The organism is Blautia sp. OM06-15AC, from assembly GCF_003481425.1.
In the GTDB taxonomy this organism is placed as follows: domain Bacteria; phylum Bacillota; class Clostridia; order Lachnospirales; family Lachnospiraceae; genus Fusicatenibacter; species Fusicatenibacter saccharivorans.
In genome coordinates, this window is sequence record NZ_QULD01000002.1 from 136822 (window position 1) to 155868 (window position 19047).

The 19047-nt window shown below is 46.8% G+C and carries 16 protein-coding genes; 14 read left to right on the forward strand and 2 right to left on the reverse strand.

Features of this window, described 5'->3' with window-relative positions; genetic code table 11:
- Window positions 1-8: 8 nt before the first annotated feature.
- From aroD to DXB83_RS04295, 8 genes are all read left to right on the forward strand, one after another.
- A complete protein-coding gene (gene aroD, locus DXB83_RS04255) occupies window positions 9-770 on the forward strand; it encodes a type I 3-dehydroquinate dehydratase (RefSeq protein WP_117801863.1) in 762 nt (253 codons plus the stop codon).
- A 104-nt stretch (window positions 771-874) separates the two neighbouring features.
- Window positions 875-1507 (forward strand): TRAP transporter small permease, encoded by a 633-nt coding sequence (locus tag DXB83_RS04260; protein WP_118697289.1) that lies wholly within the window; start codon window positions 875-877, stop codon window positions 1505-1507.
- On the forward strand, window positions 1507-2796 hold the full coding sequence (locus DXB83_RS04265; protein WP_117761873.1) for a TRAP transporter large permease: 1290 nt from the start codon (window positions 1507-1509) through the stop codon (window positions 2794-2796). Before DXB83_RS04260 ends, DXB83_RS04265 begins: the two co-directional genes overlap by 1 nt.
- A gap of 16 nt (window positions 2797-2812) precedes the next feature.
- Window positions 2813-3844, forward strand: a complete 1032-nt coding sequence (locus tag DXB83_RS04270; RefSeq protein ID WP_243108853.1) for a TRAP transporter substrate-binding protein — start codon at window positions 2813-2815, stop codon at window positions 3842-3844.
- Between the two features lie 174 nt (window positions 3845-4018).
- Window positions 4019-4687, forward strand: coding sequence for an SGNH/GDSL hydrolase family protein (locus DXB83_RS04280; protein WP_117761871.1), 669 nt, complete (start codon window positions 4019-4021; stop codon window positions 4685-4687).
- A 219-nt stretch (window positions 4688-4906) separates the two neighbouring features.
- Entirely contained in the window at window positions 4907-6589 is a 1683-nt protein-coding gene (locus DXB83_RS04285) for a phospho-sugar mutase (RefSeq protein ID WP_118595765.1), read from the forward strand.
- Between the two features lie 123 nt (window positions 6590-6712).
- On the forward strand, window positions 6713-7273 hold the full coding sequence (locus tag DXB83_RS04290) for an RNA polymerase sigma factor (RefSeq protein WP_118595764.1): 561 nt from the start codon (window positions 6713-6715) through the stop codon (window positions 7271-7273).
- Window positions 7270-8724, forward strand: coding sequence for a serpin family protein (locus DXB83_RS04295; protein WP_118697291.1), 1455 nt, complete (start codon window positions 7270-7272; stop codon window positions 8722-8724). The genes DXB83_RS04290 and DXB83_RS04295 overlap by 4 nt, the downstream gene beginning before the upstream one ends.
- Window positions 8725-8786: 62 nt before the next feature.
- On the opposite strand, the gene DXB83_RS04300 is transcribed toward DXB83_RS04295, so the two are convergent.
- Window positions 8787-9971 carry an MFS transporter gene (locus tag DXB83_RS04300; RefSeq protein WP_117804438.1) on the reverse strand — a complete coding sequence of 395 codons (1185 nt, stop codon included), beginning with the start codon at window positions 9969-9971 and terminating at the stop codon, window positions 8787-8789.
- Between the two features lie 207 nt (window positions 9972-10178).
- On the opposite strand from DXB83_RS04300, the gene DXB83_RS04305 reads away from it, so the two are divergent.
- Window positions 10179-11117 carry an AraC family transcriptional regulator gene (locus DXB83_RS04305; RefSeq protein WP_118697292.1) on the forward strand — a complete coding sequence of 313 codons (939 nt, stop codon included), beginning with the start codon at window positions 10179-10181 and terminating at the stop codon, window positions 11115-11117.
- Between the two features lie 74 nt (window positions 11118-11191).
- Here DXB83_RS04305 and DXB83_RS04310 read toward each other — a convergent pair whose 3' ends face one another.
- A complete protein-coding gene (locus tag DXB83_RS04310) occupies window positions 11192-11887 on the reverse strand; it encodes a hypothetical protein (RefSeq protein ID WP_118697293.1) in 696 nt (231 codons plus the stop codon).
- Window positions 11888-12088: 201 nt separating this feature from the next.
- Between DXB83_RS04310 and DXB83_RS04315 the strand changes: the two genes are divergently transcribed.
- The 5 genes from DXB83_RS04315 (at window position 12089) to DXB83_RS04335 (ending at window position 18954) form a co-directional block, all read left to right on the forward strand.
- Window positions 12089-12535 (forward strand): MarR family winged helix-turn-helix transcriptional regulator, encoded by a 447-nt coding sequence (locus DXB83_RS04315; RefSeq protein WP_118666670.1) that lies wholly within the window; start codon window positions 12089-12091, stop codon window positions 12533-12535.
- Window positions 12536-12579: 44 nt separating this feature from the next.
- Window positions 12580-14898: an ABC transporter ATP-binding protein gene (locus DXB83_RS04320; protein WP_118697294.1), complete on the forward strand. Its 2319-nt coding sequence runs from the start codon at window positions 12580-12582 to the stop codon at window positions 14896-14898.
- A complete protein-coding gene (locus DXB83_RS04325; RefSeq protein WP_118697295.1) occupies window positions 14891-16744 on the forward strand; it encodes an ABC transporter ATP-binding protein in 1854 nt (617 codons plus the stop codon). The genes DXB83_RS04320 and DXB83_RS04325 overlap by 8 nt, the downstream gene beginning before the upstream one ends.
- Window positions 16745-16924: 180 nt before the next feature.
- Window positions 16925-17641, forward strand: coding sequence for a LytR/AlgR family response regulator transcription factor (locus DXB83_RS04330; RefSeq protein WP_118697296.1), 717 nt, complete (start codon window positions 16925-16927; stop codon window positions 17639-17641).
- Window positions 17638-18954 (forward strand): ATP-binding protein, encoded by a 1317-nt coding sequence (locus DXB83_RS04335; protein ID WP_118697297.1) that lies wholly within the window; start codon window positions 17638-17640, stop codon window positions 18952-18954. Before DXB83_RS04330 ends, DXB83_RS04335 begins: the two co-directional genes overlap by 4 nt.
- Window positions 18955-19047 lie beyond the last annotated feature (93 nt).

Sequence of the window (19047 nt, forward strand, 5' to 3'; positions counted from 1 at the left end):
AAAAACACATGAATACAGTAAAAGTTCGTGATATTGAAATCGGTGCCGGTGCACCGAAGATCATCGTTCCGATCGTAGGCGTTACCAAAAACGATATCATCGAAGAAGCAAAAACTTTCCATTCGATTCCGGTTGACGTTGTAGAATGGCGTGTAGACTGGTTCGAGGGTGTATTCGACTTTGCACAGGTAGAGGACGTGTTAAAAGACCTCCGCGAAGCACTCGGCAATATTCCGCTTCTGATGACATTCCGTACCTCCAAAGAGGGCGGTGAAAAAGCGATTGAGCCGACAGCCTATGCGGAGCTGAACATCAAAGCAGCACAGACCGGATATGTGGATCTGGTGGATGTTGAGATCTTTACCGGAGATGACATTGTAAAGAAGATCATCGACGGTGCACACGCAGCAGGCGTAAAGGTTGTTGCTTCCAACCATGATTTCTTCAAAACTCCTGCAAAAGCAGACATCATCTACAGACTGCGCAAAATGCAGGATATGAACGCAGATATTCCGAAGATCGCTGTTATGCCGCAGAATAAGAAAGACGTTCTGACCCTGCTTGCGGCAACAGAGGAAATGACCACCAATTATGCGGACAGACCGATCATCACCATGTCTATGGCAGGCACCGGTGTAATCAGCCGTCTCTGCGGTGAGGTGTTTGGTTCTTCCATGACCTTCGGCGCGGCGAAGAAAGCATCCGCACCGGGTCAGATGGGAGTCAATGATCTGAGCACCGTTCTGGATCTGCTTCACAAAGCCATGTAACCGTTTTTTCTTTATGGGACACCGGTATTTTTAGCTTTGCTGTTGATGCCGATGTCCCTTTTGTATTATTGTTCTGTTATAAATTTAACGGAGGTATGCCTTTTATGAAGAGAGTATTTCACTGGCTGGATGAAAACCTCGAAGAATTTCTTCTTGTGATCGGCCTGATCGCCATGACGCTGATCATGGGAATTCAGGTTTTCTGCCGCTACGTCCTTGGCATGTCGCTGTCGTGGTCGGAAGAGCTGACCAGATATATTTTTATCTGGTGCGGTTTTTTAAGCGTCAGCTACTGCAGCAAAAAATGCCTTTCCATCAAGATCGAGCAGTTTGTTGCGATTTTCCCGCGGAGAGGAAAAGCTGTTTTCAAAATTGTGAATCATACATTTGAACTGATTTTTTTCATCTATATGATTCCGTTTGCTTTTTCCTATATGATGTCGTCAGTTAAAAGCGGCCAGCTTTCCCCGGCCTGCAAAATTCCGATGTACTTTATCCAGGCAGCACCGCTCGTCTCCTTTGTGCTGGTTGCATTCCGCGTTCTGCAGCGGTGGATGATCGAGTTCCGTGTGGCACGCGGTGAGAACGTTTTCGACCCGGCCCATCCGGAGCGAAATACGCCGGAATCCTTCATCGAGGCAAATGCCGGAGCAGATAACGCCACAGAAAATGCCCTGAACGCGGGTATCGACAACCGCATCCATACGATTAAAAATTCGAATGAGGAGGAACGCTAATGCCAGTCGTAGTATTATTTCTGATTTTTGTTGCATTGCTGGTCATCGCTGTTCCGGTATCGATTACCCTTGGAATCACATCTGTGCTTCCGTCGGTGTTTGACCCATCTTTTACGGTAGGAGCCAAATATCTGATCCGTGCCATGTTCGGAGGACTCGATTCCTTCCCACTGCTGGCAGTTCCGATGTTCGTCCTTTCCGGTATCATCATGGCTAAGGGAGGCATCTCCAAAAAACTGTTTGATGTCTTTGCCTATTTTCTCGGAAAATTCACCGCAGGTATGCCGTGCGCGGTTATCGTCACCTGCCTTTTTTACGGTGCGATTTCCGGTTCCGCTCCGGCGACCGTTGCCGCTGTCGGAAGCATGACAATCCCGATTCTGACTACCCTTGGTTATGATCTGACATTCTCCACAGCGATTGTGGCAGTTGCCGGCGGCCTTGGCGTTATCATTCCCCCGAGTATTCCGTTCATCATGTACGGTATGGCTTCCGGCGCTTCGGTCAGTGACCTGTTCCTTGCCGGAATTGTACCGGGTCTGATGATCGGTCTGCTGCTGATGGTTTATGCCGTTTATCACTGCAAACGGTATGGGGAGGACAAAGAGAAGATCCATGCAGAAGTCAAAGTGCTGCATGACAAAGGCCTGCTTCGCGTTTTAAAAGAGAGCTTTTTTGCACTGCTCAGTCCGGTGATCATCCTTGGCTGTATCTACAGCGGTGTCGCTTCCCCGACTGAGGCGGCTGTTATCTCCGTATTCTATGCATTGATCATCAGCCTTTTTGTGTACAGGAGTATCCGCATCCGCGACATCTGGTCCATTCTGGTTGAGGCGATTCGTACCTTCACCCCGATCCTGTTTATTCTGGCGGCATCGACGGCATTTTCCCGTGTGCTGACGCTGATGCAGGTACCGCAGACGGTCAGCGAGTTTATCCTGAACAACTTCCACAGCCCGGTTGCGATCCTTCTGATCATCAATGTATTCCTGCTGATTGTCGGAATGGTTATGGATACGACACCGGCGATTCTGATTCTGACGCCGATCCTTCTGCCGATTGTACAGGCGATCGGCATGAATCCGATTCAGTTTGGTGTCATCATGGTTGTCAACCTTGCGATTGGTTTCGTAACACCGCCGATCGGCGTCAACCTGTTCGTGGCAAGCTCCCTGACCGAGGTTCCGGTCATGCAGATCGCAAAGAAGGCTATGCCGATGATCGGTTTCTTCCTCGCGGCACTGCTGTTGATTACATTTATTCCGGCAATTTCGATTGGAATTTTATAGGGAGGAGCGAAGGACGATGAAAAAGATGACAAAAAAGAAAAAGCTTTTCCGAAAAGTGACGGCACTTGCCGCTGTCATTGCGCTTGGCGCATCGCTTGCCGGCTGCGGCTCTTCCGGAGAAGAGACGACACAGCGCTATTCCTGGCCGCTGGCAACGGCGAGCCCGGAGGACACGGTAACGCAGATCTTCGCTGAGAAGTTTGCGGAAGAGATTTCAGAGCTGAGCGATGGAAGGATGAAAATTCAGGTTTACGCAAACTCAACGCTCGGCGGCGACCGCGATCTGCTTGAAACGTGTGCCGATGGTGATATTCCGTTTGTCGTACAGAATACGGCACCGCAGGTTTCCTTTATGGGGGATCTTGCTGTGTTTGATCTGCCGTGTGTGTTTGATTCTCTCAATGAATGCCGTGAGAAGATTGATAATCCGGAGTTTTACGATCTGATCAGCAATGTTTATACGGAGGGCGGCTATCACCTGCTCGGTATGGCAGATCAGGGATTTCGTGTCATGAGTACGAATAAGCCGGTTTACAGCTTTTCGGATTTCAAGGGCCAGAAGATCCGTACCATGGAGAACAGCTACCATCTGGCATTCTGGAAAGCCATCGGTGCCAACCCGACGCCGATGAGCTTCAGTGAGGTTTACATCGGCCTGCAGCAGCACACGATTGATGCGCAGGAGAACCCGTATGAGGTCATCGTTTCGAATAACCTGTATGAGCAGCAGGATTACGTAGTGGAAACGAACCATCTGCCGCATCTGATTTCCCTGATTGTCAACGACGATTTCTTCAAAGCTCTGCCGGAGGACGAGCAGGAGATCATGACCAAGGCGGCAAAGATTGCGACCGAGTACGCAAGAGAGCAGTCCGATGCCCGTATCGCCGATAAAATTGCGACGATCGAGGAGAGCGGAACGAAGATTCTGACACTCGATGACCAGACAAGAGCTGACATCCGCGAGGCATCCCAGGGCGTGTATGAGTCAATCAAAGAGAATATTGACCCGGCAATTTACAATGCTTATATGGATGGCATTGAGTAAGAAAAAGAAAGATGAAATTCCCGACAGCAAGGCACAAAAAACGACGCTTTGCCGCCGGGAATTTTTGCGTCCGCCAAGTGGGGGATTCGCAAAGATTGCCTTGCACAGTCGAAACGGCAAGACTATAATGAGGCTCAGAAGATTTAAAAAATTAGGACCAGAGGAGGTACAGAAATGATTTTTGAACACATGGACCGGATTGTATTTGCAGGAGATTCCGTAACGGATATGGAGAGCGCACAGCCGGTGGGGGAAGGTTTATTTGAAAATGTTGGAAAGAGTTATGTCAGAATCGTCGAGAATATGCTTGCGGCATTTTACCCGGAGGTGTATCTGCGTGTGACAAACTCCGGTATTGGCGGAAACACAAGCCGCGATCTGCTGCAGAGATTTGACCGCGATGTGGTATCTCTGAAACCGGACTGGGTTTCCATCTGCATCGGTATCAACGATGTCTGGAGACAGTTCGACAGCCCGGCTATCCCGGACGAGCAGGTATCCCCGGAGGAGTACCGTTTTAACGTCGAAAAGATGATTCTTTCCGTAAAAGACAACGTAAAAGGTATTTTCCTTATGACCCCATACTACATGGAGCCAAATGGAGAGGACTGGATGAGAAAACGCATGGACACCTACGGGGCCATCTGCAGTGAGCTGGCTGAAAAATACGGCTGCCGCTTCATCGACCTGCAGGCCGTATTCAATGATTATTTCCAGTACCGCCATTCTTCCTACATCGCCTGGGACAGAATCCATCCGAACCAGATCGGTGCGACGGTAATCGCTCGGGCATTTCTGGAAAAATGTGGATTTGATTATCATCACAGACCGGGAGAGGAATAAAAAGGCTGATAAATCTGTTTTGCTCCTGTTCTGTCTGAAAACAGCCGATACAGTCGAAAAAAAGAGAAAAAGAACGGTAAAATTCTGCTTAAATGACCAAATTTAATTGCTGTTTTGGGCTGGCTATGGTATATTATGACTATAGTGTACTTATGCTTGCATTAGGATGGACATTACATAGCAGGACATAAAATAAAAGAGAACAGGAGAGATAAACACATGTATCTGGAAGAGTATAAGAGATGGCTGGCAGCTGATCTGGAAGACGCAGATCTAAACCCGGAGCTGGCACGGATTGAAGGAAACGATGAGGAGATCAAGGACCGTTTTGCTGTATCTCTGAAATTCGGAACCGCAGGACTTCGTGGTGTACTTGGCGCAGGAACAAACCGTATGAATATCTATGTAGTACGTCAGGCAACACAGGGACTTGCAAACTGGGTAAAAACACAGGGCGGAAACCAGACCGTAGCCATCAGCTATGACAGCCGTATTAAGAGCGATGTATTCGCAAAAACAGCAGCAGGTGTTCTGGCAGCAAACGGAATCAAAGTCAGAATTTACGACGCACTGATGCCGGTACCGGCACTTTCCTTTGCAACCCGTTATTACAACTGCAACGCAGGTATCATGGTAACTGCATCCCACAACCCGGCAAAATACAACGGCTACAAAGCCTACGGTCCGGACGGATGCCAGATGACTGACGATGCTGCTGCGATTGTATACGCAGAGATTCAGAAAACCGATATCCTGACCGGCGTAAAATACATGCCGTTCGCAGAGGGCGTGGAAGAAGGACTGATCCGTTTTGTCGGAGAAGACTGCAAGAATGCCCTGTATGAAGCAATCGAATCCCGTCAGGTTCGTCCGGGCCTCTGCAAAACAGCCGGACTGAAGCTCGTTTACAGCCCGCTGAACGGATCTGGTCTTGTACCGGTTACCCGTGTATTAAAAGACATCGGCATCACCGATATCACGATCGTTCCGGAGCAGGAGTATCCGAACGGATACTTCACCACCTGCAGCTATCCGAACCCGGAAATCTTTGCTGCACTGGAAAAAGGCCTGGATCTTGCAAAAGAGACCGGCGCAGACCTGATGCTGGCTACCGACCCGGATGCAGACCGTGTTGGTATCGCCATGAAATGCCCGGATGGAAGCTATGAGCTGGTAACCGGAAACGAAGTCGGCGTTCTGCTTCTCGACTACATCTGCGCAGGCCGCATCGAGAAAGGCACCATGCCGGAGAAACCGGTTGCTGTCAAATCCATCGTATCCACACCGCTGGCAGATGCTGTTGCCGAGCACTACGGCGTAGAACTCCGCAGCGTTCTGACCGGATTCAAATGGATCGGCGATCAGATTGCAAACCTTGAGGCAGACGGCGAAGTAGACCGCTTCATCTTCGGATTCGAGGAGAGCTACGGATACCTGGCTGGCCCGTATGTAAGAGATAAAGACGCAGTCATCGGCTCCATGCTGATCTGCGAGATGGCAGCTTATTACAGAAGCATCGGAAGCTCCCTGAAACAGAGACTGGAAGAGATCTATGCCGAGTATGGCCGTTACCTGAACAAAGTAGACAGCTTCGAGTTCCCGGGACTTAGCGGAATGGACAAGATGGCCGGTATTATGGATGGCCTTCGAAAAGAGCCGCTGACCGAGATCGCAGGTTCCGCTGTTGTCAAAGTAACCGATTACGAGAAACCGGAAGAAACAGGACTCCCATCCGCAAACGTTCTGATCTACAAACTGGCAAACGGTGAAACCGTCATCGTCCGCCCGTCCGGAACAGAGCCGAAGATCAAAGTATACTACACAACACTTGGCAAGGATCTGGCAGAGGCAGAAGCAGAGAAAGAAAAACTCGCAGAGGCTTTAAAACCGATTCTGGCATAAAGAAAATAAAAGAATGGAAGGGCGTGGCTTCGGTCACGCCCTTTTTTGAACTGAAATTTCTTTTGAAAAGTGTAAGATTTTCTGCAAAATGGCGTGATGATAGATGAAAGGGGGGATTTCCATATGGAGGATACTCATATTGTCCAAATGTACTGGGACAGGAACGAAACAGCGATCAGCGAGTCTGCGATGAAATATGGTACATACTGTACGTCCATTGCACAGAATATTCTGCAGAATCCGGCGGATGCAGAAGAATGTGTCAACGACACCTGGCTTCACGCGTGGAATGCTATGCCGCCGCACCGGCCGTCTCTGTTATCCACATTTCTTGGAAAAATAACGAGAAATCTTTCGTTTGATCTGTATCGAAAAATGCATCGCAAAAAACGCGGAGGAAGTCAGATGGATGCAGTATTGGACGAGCTGGAAGAATGTGTTTCGGGGAAAGATGATATTGAGCGGCAGTGGGAGATGAAAGAACTGATCGCGGAGATCAATCAGTTTCTGCAGAAGCTGCCGGAGGAGAAACGATGCATGTTTGTTCTGCGGTACTGGTATGTAGACAGTATCGGCGAAATCGCGGGGCGTCTGGGCAGAAGCGAAAACTATGTTTCAGTTACGCTGAACCGGATCCGCGGGAAACTGCATACACACTTGACGGAAAGAGGGTTCGAAGTATGAAGAAAGAAGAATTATTTGAAACGCTGGGAAATCTGGATCCTGGTATGGTGGAAAACGCGGGGAAATATCAGCGTTCACGAAGGGCTGCATGGAAAAAATGGACGGCCGCGGCAGCCTGCGCGGTGATCATCGGCGGAGCTGTGCTGGGGGTTACGACATGGAGAAATGGACAGGGGAGTTCGGCAGTCCGTTACCCGTCGGGGCTAAAGACGGTTATGGCAGCTTATCCGGCATCTGTGGCGCAGACGATGGATGCACAGAAATTCATGGAAAGCGATGCACACTGGGACTGGTGGGATTCGTACCGGGAGTTGACAGCAAAATCAGCAGAACTGCAGTCGGGAATGGATGCGTATTATCAGAACCTGATGAAACAGATGCTGGTTTCAGAAGATGAAAATACCGTCTGCTCGCCGATCAACCTGTATATCGCGTTTGCAATGCTGGCGGAAACTTCGGATGGAAATACGCGGCAGCAGATTCTGGATATGCTTGGTGCGCAGGATATGGACACCTTACGGAAAAATGTTTCTTCACTCTGGGAAAGCAATTATGCAGACACGCCCGCGCTGAAAAGTGTGCTGGCAAATTCGCTGTGGCTGGATGGTGAGGAAACATACAGTGACACAACGCTGCAGCGGCTTGCGGAACAGTACTATGCATCGACATTCAGAGGAACACCTGGATCGGAAGAGATGAATCAGGCATTGCGGACGTGGACGGATGATAATACCGGCGGACTTTTGAAGGAATATACGAAAGACATGGCGATCGCCCCGGAAACGGTATTTGAACTGGTATCAACCATCTATTATAAGGCGATGTGGAGGGAAAATTTCTGGGAAGTGAATACAGAGAAGGAAACCTTCCACGGAGCTGCGGGAGATACCACTGTGGACATGATGAAAAAAACGGAATGGATGGATGTCTACCAGGGCGAACATTTCCGTGCAGTCAGCCTTAGCCTTCAGGACAGCGGCTCCATGTATTTCCTGCTTCCGGATGAAAATACCGATGTCAATGAACTGGTATCGGATCCGGATCTGATGAAGGTTATACGGCGGGATGAAAGCAGTGATAACTGGTATTCCCCTATGGTGAACCTGTCTGTTCCTAAATTTAAAGTATCGGAAAAAACAGACCTGATCGAAACGGTGCGCGCACTGGGTGTAACGGATGCGCTGGATGCAGATCTGGCAGATTTCAGCCCATTAACAGGGGACAAAGAGAATTTATACCTGAGCAAAGCAGACCACGCCGCCATGCTTGAAATCGACGAAAACGGAGTAACCGGAGCAGCGTATACAGAACTTGGCGTTTCAGAAGCCGCAGCAGAAATACCGGACGACGAAATCGACTTTGTACTGGATCGTCCATTCCTGTTTCTTGTCACGGGGCAGGACGGATCGATTCTGTTTTCGGGAGTTGTGAGAAATATTGCAGAGACATGAAAAAAAGGAGCCGGACTGTCCGGCTCCTGTGTCTGAGACACGTTACAGTATCTCTTCGGTGCTTATTTTTGCTCTGCGTTCCTTTGTCGGAGCAGAAAAACAGACAAAATCAGTACAGCAGGGAAAATGCAGCCGGCCAGCATACCTGCCTTCAGATCGTCGCCGGTGTTTTGTGTGACAAATCCAATAACAAATGGGCCAATGGAACCACCCATATCTCCGGCCATGGCGAGAAGTGCGAACAGTGCAGTTCCGCCGAGTGGAATTTTAGAGGATGAAATACTGATGGTTCCCGGCCACATAATTCCTACGGAGAAACCACACACAACGCAGCCTGTAAGATTTAAAAGAGGATATGGTGCGAGAGCTGCAGCCAGATAACAGATCAGGCAAAGTGTACCGGATGCGATCATAAATTTTGTTAAGTCAATTTTTTCCCCGTATTTACCATAGAAGGTTCTGCTGATGCCCATCATAACAGCAAACAGGCACGGTCCTGCAATGTCTCCAATGCTTTTTGAGAGACCTAATGCAGACTCGGCATAAGCGGAAGCCCATTGCGCCATCGAAATCTCGCTTGCTCCGGCGCAGACCATAAGAACAAGGGAAATCCAGAAAATGGGAAGACGGCACAGCTGACGAATGGTAAGTCCTTCTTCGCTTCCGGTGAGTGATTCAATCGGGCAGGAAAGGAAATTAAACGTATTGTACAGTGGAAGTACAGCCCAGATACATGCGAGGATCGGCCAGCGTTCCATACCAAAAACTGCCAGAAAAGCAGTGGAAAGTAAGATGACGCCTACAGACCCCCAGCAGTAAAAGGAGTGAAGCAGACTCATAACGCTGTCCTTATTGTCAAACGGACAAGCCTCTACGATTGGGCTGACAAGAACCTCAATCAGTCCGCTTCCGGCGGCATAGATCATGGCACTGAGCAAAATTCCTGCATAGGCATTTGGCAGAATATTGGGCAGAAAGGCAAGTCCAATCAGGCCGCAGGCGGAAAGAATCTCAGAAGCAACGACACACCTGCGATAACCGATTTTATCGACATATCTGGCACAGAACAAATCGACAAGAAGTTGTGTGAAAAAGAATACTGTCGAGATAAACGCAATTTTTCCAAGAGAAATATGGTAAGTTCTGTGAAAGGTAAGAAATAGTAAAGGTGCAAAATTTGCAGAAATTGCCTGCGTGATAAATCCAAGATAACAGGCAATTAAGGTTTTGTGGTAGTTCTTTTTCATGATGATATACTCCGTTTTTTAAAATGGCAGAACTGCTGCGGCCGTAGTGTTCGTTTCGTTGCCGTTCACCGTGTTCCATGGAGCGACAACGATTCTTTTTGTATAATAACGTAAAATAGTGTCGCTTTCACTGGAATATATCGTCTGTTTATTGTATAATATCGTAAAATAGAGAGGGGCGTGCCTGAAAAACGGAGGCGGGGAAAGATGGAATTTAATACATTTTATAACAAGATCCAAACGGATGAAAGCATGATGGAAACGATACAGCATGGAAACAGTGAATATCCGTTTCAATTGTATTACGACGATCTTGCGTTGTTTGATTTTCATTGTGTAGAATGGCACTGGCATGTGGAGTTTGAGTTTGTTTTTGTACAGGAGGGAACAGCAACCTTCTGGGTTGGCGAAAAGCAGTTTTCACTGGGACAGGGAACGGGCATTTTTATTAACTCAAAGATTTTGCATCGCTATTTTTCTGAAGGCCATGCGATTGTGCCAAATTTCGTTCTGAAACCGACATTTCTCGCTCCGGCAGACAGCCTGATTTACAAAAAATACATTGCACCGATACAGGCGTGTAAGGTGGACTGCATTGTCTTTTGCAGGGAAATAAAATGGCAGGCAGAAGCACTGGAGCTCATGCAGAAAATTCTCAAAGCGCAGGAATCAGACAAAGACCGGGAACTGGTTACTTTATTTCTGACGCAGGAATTGTGGCACTTGCTTTATTTGCACATGGATTCGGAAGTGCTGCAGAAAAAAAGAGAAAATACGGCATCCTCACAGGGAAGAACACAGCTGATGATGCAATATATTCATCAAAATTTCCGACATAATCTTACATTGGAGGATATCGCCGGGCAGGCTATGGTGAGCAAAAGTACGGCATTGAATCTGTTCCGAAGATATCTTCACGATACGCCGGTGCATTATCTGGTGAAGTATCGTCTGCAGGAGGCTGCAAAGCTTCTGGCCACGACGGAGAAAAAGATAACTGTAATTTCCGGCGAGACGGGATTTGAAAATATGGATTATTTTTGCAAAACATTTAAGAAATATTATGGGAGGACACCAACGGAATATCGAAGAAAAAAACAAATGGATACGGATGACAGAGAAGGGATCGTTCAAGATGTAGTGTAAGAGGAAACGGAAAAATTACATTCTGAAAAAGGAGCGGAATCTGGTGTGGGTTCTGCTCCTTTTTGAATGGAGAATTATGAAATATACTTATTCGGCACAGCCAAAAACTCTTCTACATATTGTTCCAGTGCCGCAAGCAGTTCTTCAAGCGGAAAGACCTTCAGATCCTGCGCGGCTTCCGGCGGGACGGAGAGGAAGTGATGGAGGAGGTCAAGTACCTGTTGGACGTTCTCATACGGAATTTCTGCGATTCCAGGGTTCGTGACGTTAGGATTGAGATCGAGCGGGATGCAATAGCGGTTGACAAGATATGTATTCATTCGTGTATAGTCCCCGTAATAATACTCCTCCGTGAGATATCTGGAAAAAGGAATGGATGTCCGCGATTTTTTGATATAAACCGTTGCAATCTCATCTCTCATATCTGTAATTTCTCCATCCGCATTATAAAATTCCACAATCTGCGGAATGAAATCCTTAAAAAATTTCCGGTCAATATAAAGATGAAAATAATATCCCAGTGCGCTCGAATCTGGCAGAAGTGAACGGTATTTCGCTGTAAACCGTGTAAGATCCGGGAATACCATCATTTTTTCGCGGTAAAGCGGGTCGCGGAAATGGGAGGATTCTTTCTGCTGCGTCGCATCCGGCAGAAGATTTCCGATTAGGAAATCATTTACCGATGAAATCGGATATGGAAAATCCGGGTGGGACGGGAGGTGCTTTAACAGCATTTGGGCTGCGGTGAGATGTAAGATAAAACCTGGCATGGGAATGAAGGTGTCCTTTCGTATTTGCTTCTAATCTAAACAAAATGGCAGCGTTTGTCAAATTCTATTTGAGTAGCGTAAATTCTAAAAAAAACATAAACACTGGCAAATTTCTTGACATGGAAATTTGCCGGTGTTATTATTTAACACGCGTAAATAAATAACACTGTTAAGTATTTGCACAAAAAGGAGGGGGATAATATGAAGGATGCATTTGAAAAACTGTTTCGTGCGGTGCACCAGTTTAAAAAACTGAACGTATCAGACCTGGTTCCGGGACTCAGCAGTTCCGAATTTTCCGTTATGGGTGCGATTTTGCAAATGGGAGAAAACGGAAAAATTACAAGCTCAGAGCTGGCGGCGAAGACCAAAACACTTCCGCCGGCTGTGTCGCGCACACTGCGCGGACTGGAAGAAAAAGGATATGTAGAGCGGAGCGTTGACAAAAAAGACCGCAGAAATACGTATATCAGTCTGACAGAGAAGGGCTGGAAAAAGGGGGAAGAGGTACGGGACAGAATGCAGGACTTTGGCTGCTCTGTGATGTCACAGTTAAAGGAAGAGGATATAGATCAGCTGGTTGATTATCTGGATCGTATCTATGAGATCGCAGAAAAAGAAATTGACACCCGAAAACGACAGAATTAGTGTGCCGGCAAGCTGGTACACAAAAAAAGACAGAAAGGGGAAAAATGAGTAAGATTTTCAAGAACATGATCCCGTACTGGAAATCGATTCTCGTGATTCTTGTGCTTCTGTTTGTCCAGGCGTGGTGCGACCTGTCGCTCCCGTCGTATACATCCGACATCATCGATGTGGGCATTCAGAACAGCGGTGTTGAGCACGTTACACCGAAACGAATCACAGAGGAAGAATTTCAGACAGCAAAGTTCATCATGACGGATGATGAGGCAGACTTGTGGGAAAGCCTTTATACGAAAAAGGACGGCTATTACGAACGGAACAAAGCTTCCGAAAAAGAACTAGATACAGCGGATGAAACGCTGACCGTTGCACTCCTTATGAATTACCAGATGGGTGCGATGGAGGAAACTGCCTTCAAACAGCTCGTGGCACAGCAGACCGGTCAGGATGCGTCCGTGTTTGAAAACATGACGATAGAGCAGATCGGAGAGATGATGCATGTGGAGCTGAAGAGCTTCCGGCAGGAAAAAGAAGATGAGGATGGAAACAAGGTGGAAGTGACCTGCGTAGATGTCCGTCCGATTTTTGCGTCTATGCTCGAGAGTGGACAGATGGAGAAGGATGACGTGCTTTCGATGCGCGATAGCATGGAAAAAACGCTCGATACGATGGGAAGCTCCCTGGTAAAATCGATGGGAATTGCCTATGCGGTTTCCGCAGATAAAGCGGCGGGACTTGATATCGACCGGATTCAGAAGTCGTATCTTCTGACGGCGGGTCTTAAGATGGTCGGCATGGCACTTCTGATGGGTGTGGTAACGGTTTTTGTCGGACTGTTTGCATCCCGTGTCGCTGCCGGAATCGGTCGTGATCTGAGAGATCAGGTGTTCAAAAAGGTTGTTGGGTTTTCCAATGCGGAAATGGATCAATTCTCCACCGCATCTCTGATTACGCGAAGTACCAATGACATCCAGCAGATCCAGATGGTATCGGTGCTGCTGCTGCGCATGATTGCGTATGCGCCGATTCTTGGTATTGGCGGTGTGGTCAAGGTGGTAAAAACAGGGGCCGGCATGGGCTGGATTATCGTACTGGCAATTATTGTGATTATCAGCTATGTCATGCTGCTTGTATCTATTACAATGCCGAAATTCAAACAGATGCAGAAGCTGGTAGATAACATCAATCTGGTCTCCCGTGAGATCCTGACCGGACTTTCCGTTATCCGTGCATTCGGAAGAGAGGATAAAGAAGAAGAACGCTTTGATACGGCAAACCGGGAGCTGACCGGGACGACACTGTTTACCAATCGTGTCATGACCTTTATGATGCCCGGTATGATGATGATTATGAATGTACTGACCGTAGGAATTGTCTGGTTTGGTGCACACAGAATCAATGAGGGTACGATGCAGGTCGGCGCAATGACAGCGTTCATTACCTATGCCATGATGATTGTTATGTCCTTCCTGATGCTGACGATGATGTCTATCATGCTGCCGCGTGCTGCGGTTGCCGCAGGTCGTATCGATGAGGTTATCCGGACAGAGCTTTCGATTCAGGATGCTAAAACGCCGGAAAAATTAGACGTACACAATGGTGTTGTTCGCTTTTGCCATGTCAATTTCCGGTATCCGGGAGCGGAAGAGGATGTATTGCATGATATTGATTTCGTGGCGGAGCCGGGAAAGACAACGGCAATTATCGGAAGTACCGGCTGCGGAAAATCAACGCTGGTAAACCTGATTCCGCGTCTTTACGATGTGACGGGCGGACAGATTACCCTGGATGGGAAAGATATCCGAAACATTACCATGAAGGATCTGCGCGACGAGATTGGCTTTGTGCCGCAGAAAGGCGTGCTGTTCTCGGGAACGATCGCATCGAACCTGCGCTTCGGAAAAGAAAATGCAACCGATGCCGAGATCGAAAAAGCAGCCGCGATTGCACAGGCAACAGAGTTTATTGAAGCAAAAGATGATAAATATGAGACCGCGATTTCCCAGGGCGGAACGAATGTGTCCGGCGGACAGAAGCAGCGTCTGGCGATTGCGCGTGCGATTGCAAAGGATCCGAAAATCTTTATTTTCGATGACAGCTTTTCTGCACTTGACCTGAAAACAGATGCGGCGCTTCGAAAAGCACTGGCGGAGAATGTCAAAGACAGCACCGTGATCATCGTGGCACAGCGGATCAGCACGATTCTCCATGCGGAGCAGATTCTGGTGCTCGATGACGGAAAGGTAGTCGGAAAAGGTACGCATGAGGAACTGCTGAAGAACTGTAAGGTTTATCAGGAGATTGCAAAATCCCAGCTTTCGGCAAAGGAGCTTGGAATAGAAAGTGAGGTGGCTGACCATGAGTGACAAGAGAAATCAGCAGCCGCGCAAAAGAGGACCGATGGGAGGCATGGGCCGCGGTATGCAGCCGGGCGAGAAGCCGAAAAATCTGAAAAAATCGATCAAACAGCTTGCACAGTACATCGGAAAATATAAAATTGCGATTTTTGTCGTTATGCTCTGTGCCGCATGTTCGACCGTGTTCAACGTTGCGGGACCAAAAATCCTCGGAAAAGCAACAACGGCATTGTCCGAGGGACTGATGGAAAAAATCAGAGGGACAGGCAGCATTGACTTTACGAAAATCGGAAAAATTCTGCTGTTTACCCTTGGCCTGTATCTGATGAGCGCCCTGTTCAGTTTCATCCAGGGCTGGATCATGACCGGTGTTACCCAGAAGGTATGTTATCGGCTTCGAAAGGAAATTTCGGAGAAAATCAACCGCATGCCGATGAAATATTTTGAGAGCCGTACCTATGGCGAAGTGCTCTCACGTATTACCAACGATGTCGACACACTGGGTCAGGGACTGAACCAGAGTATTACTACAATTATCACGTCTGTGGCAACGCTGGTCGGCGTTCTGATCATGATGCTGAGTATCTCTCCGCTGATGACGCTGATCGCACTTGTGATCCTGCCGATTTCCATGGGGCTGATCGGACTGGTGACGAAGAAATCCCAGAAATTCTTCCGTGACCAGCAGGAATATCTGGGTCATATTAATGGACAGGTTGAGGAGGTTTACGGCGGCCATCTTGTAATTAAGGCATTTAACCGTGAAAAGGATACCATTGCAGAGTTCGAGAAAACCAACAGCATTCTCTATGATTCCGCATGGAAATCGCAGTTCTTATCCGGTATGATGCAGCCAATTATGATGTTTGTCGGGAATTTGGGCTACGCCTGTGTGGCGCTGACCGGAGGCCTGCTGGCAATTCGAAACGTGGTTACAATCGGTGACATCCAGGCATTCATCCAGTATGTAAAAAACTTTACCCAGCCAATCCAGCAGATTGCGCAGGTGATCAACATGGTACAGTCGATGTCGGCGGCATCCGAGCGTGTCTTTGAATTCCTGAACGAAGAGGAAGAGGATCAGACCACGGAAAATCCGGCTGATATTGGGACGGTAACAGGAGCGGTAACCTTTGATCATGTACAGTTCGGATACAATCCGGATCAGATCATCATTCATGATTTCTGCGCGCAGGTAAAACCGGGTCAGAAAATTGCCATTGTCGGCCCGACCGGAGCAGGAAAAACGACGATGGTTAAGCTGCTGATGCGTTATTATGATGTAAACAGCGGAGCAATTCTTCTGGATGACCACAATATCAGGGATTTCAACCGCAGAGAGCTTCGCGATGCTTTTGGTATGGTGCTGCAGGATACGTGGCTGTTCAAAGGCAGTATCATGGAAAATATCCGCTACGGCCGGCCAGATGCCACGGATGAGGAAGTTATTGCAGCGGCGAAGGCTGCGCGGGCACACCATTTCATTCAGACCCTGCCGGGCGGCTACCAGATGGAGCTGAATGAGGATGCAAGTAATGTATCCCAGGGACAGAAACAGCTTCTGACGATCGCAAGAGCAATTCTTGCAGACAATAAGATCCTGATTCTCGATGAGGCGACCTCATCCGTTGACACCAGAACAGAGATCGAGATCCAGAAAGCAATGGATAACCTGATGAAGGGCAGAACAAGCTTTGTCATTGCCCATCGGCTGTCTACGATTCGCGATGCGGATCTGATTCTTGTCATGAAGGACGGAGATATCATCGAGCAGGGCAACCATGAAGAGCTGCTCGCGAAGAATGGGTTCTATGCAAACCTTTACAATTCGCAGTTCGAGGATGTCGTGGCGTAACACAGAAAAAAGAATCCATACATTTCAGCACCTGCATCAGTCAAAATGATTCGGGTGCTGTTTTACGTTGCGGCTTATCCCAAATACTGCGGGTTATCCCAGATTGCTTGAGGTAAAAGAAAAAATTTGGTATGCTGTTGAGAAGTAGAATCTTCGATAAGAAGAGTATGGGGGAAAATAATGAATTTAATTTTATGCGATGATGATAAAGCATTTTTAGATAAACTGGAAATCAGAATTCGAGGTTTATGTCAGAAACATAAGATTGCAGTGGAAATGGAGTGCTACGTATCTGCGAAGGAGATGCTGGAAGGAATCAAAAATCTTGATGAGATTTCTGTTTTTTTTATTGATATTGATATGCCGGAAGTGAATGGATTTGAGGCTGCATCGTATCTGAAAAAGTGGAACAGGGAATGTTGCATTGTGTTTGTATCGAATAAGGATGATCTGGTGTTTCAGTCATTGGTGTATCATCCATTCTTTTTTATCCGCAAGGCACATCTGGATGAGGAACTGGAGCCGCAGTTGCTGGAACTGCAGAAAAAGGCAGGAAAGAAAGTTCCCCAAATAGAACTGCAGACAGGGCGTCAGAGTGTAAAACTTGCATTGCGTGATATCTGGTTTGTGGAGAGCGAGAAGAACTATCTGCTTTTTTATCGGGAAAAAGATACGAGGGATGAGGCGATTCGTGTAAGAATGAAAATGTCAGAAGTGGAGAAAAAACTAGAAGCGCATAAATTTGTAAGGACACATAAAGGATATTTGGTTAACATGAACTATGTATATCGGTTGCGCGAAAAAGAACTTCTGTTATTGAACGGGAAAAGCATTCCTGTCAGCAGAAATTATCTGAATCAGGTTCGAATGAAAATTATGGGAGTGGTGATGGAATGAGTGCAGCATTTTGGAAGGTCTTTGAACTTGCAATTTCTGTTTGGGAAAACATACTTTTGTTGGAATTCTGCATGGATTTTATGCAGCAGAAACCCAGAGGGAAAAAAGGTAAAGTTTTGTGGGGAATTGCAGTGCTATTTGGGCTAATCTTTCCTGCGTTGGAAAAGTATCCTGCGTTATATGACAGGTGGGAAATGTGGATCACATTGATTTGGCTTTTTGTCTATTTGATGGTGGGTACACAGGGAAGTGTTCTGAGAAAGGTTACTGCAGCGGTAGTTGCGAGAGCAGTATTGATGATGGTAAACACAGCGATCCTTTTCGGCGGCAGTTTTATCCTTCAAGAAAGTGTTGCATCGTTTATTCAAGATCAGGATACAGTAAGAATTGCGCTCGTGCTATTATCAAAAATTTCTTATTTTTTTGTTGGTAAATTACTAAATAGTCTTTTGTTTGAACGAGAGAATCTGATAAGCTGGCAATGGATTGTCATGGGATGCAACCTTGTTTTCTCAATTATTGCGGGAGATACTATGATTTTGGTAGTAAGAGATCTGCCAAGTGTGCAGATGCAGGAACAGAAATGGATTTTGCTGTGCGTATGCTGTATCTGGCTGATGTGCCTGATTATGTACTTTATAGTACAGCAAATGAGCAAGGATAATCAAACAAAGCTAGAATATGAACTGATGAAAGAAAAAGAGAAATATTCAAAGGAAAGTATGGAAATTATTAAGAGAAGTAATGAAGAATTACGAGAATTTAAACATGATTTGAAAAATTATCTTTTACCTCTGCAAGAGGCAATGGAGACCATGCCGCAGTCGGAAATGGTAAAGGTATGGGAAAAAATTAATCAGAAAATTGAAGATGTGCAGACACTGATTCAGACCGGAAACAGTTATGTGGATTCTATGATTAATACAAAAATTACTCTTGCGAGAAGTGAAAAAGTAGATGTGAAATGTACGATTCTGAGCAAAATGGAAGGAATTGATGATTTGGAGTTTTGCACTGTGTTTGGAAATCTCATGGATAATGCGATTGAAGCAGAGCGGAAAGTTACAGAGAAGAAAGAAATTATAATTTTTGTAGAGGAAAAAATGGGATATCTTCGGTTGGAGATTCAAAACAAAATAGAGAGATCTGTTTTAAATGAAAATTCAAGTTTGAATACGACGAAGAAAGATACAAGCAGCCACGGGATTGGGCACAAAAGTGTAAAACGGACGATGCAAAAGGTAGGTGGCGCGTTAAAGTATTATGAGACAGGAGATTTGTTTTGCGCAGAGGCAGTGTTTCCGATAAAATGATATCAGTGTCAAAAGACCTTTTGATACCTACCTCATAGAACGCAATAAAAAAGACTTTGTTTGTATGAAGGAAGCAAAAAGAATGCGGATTTC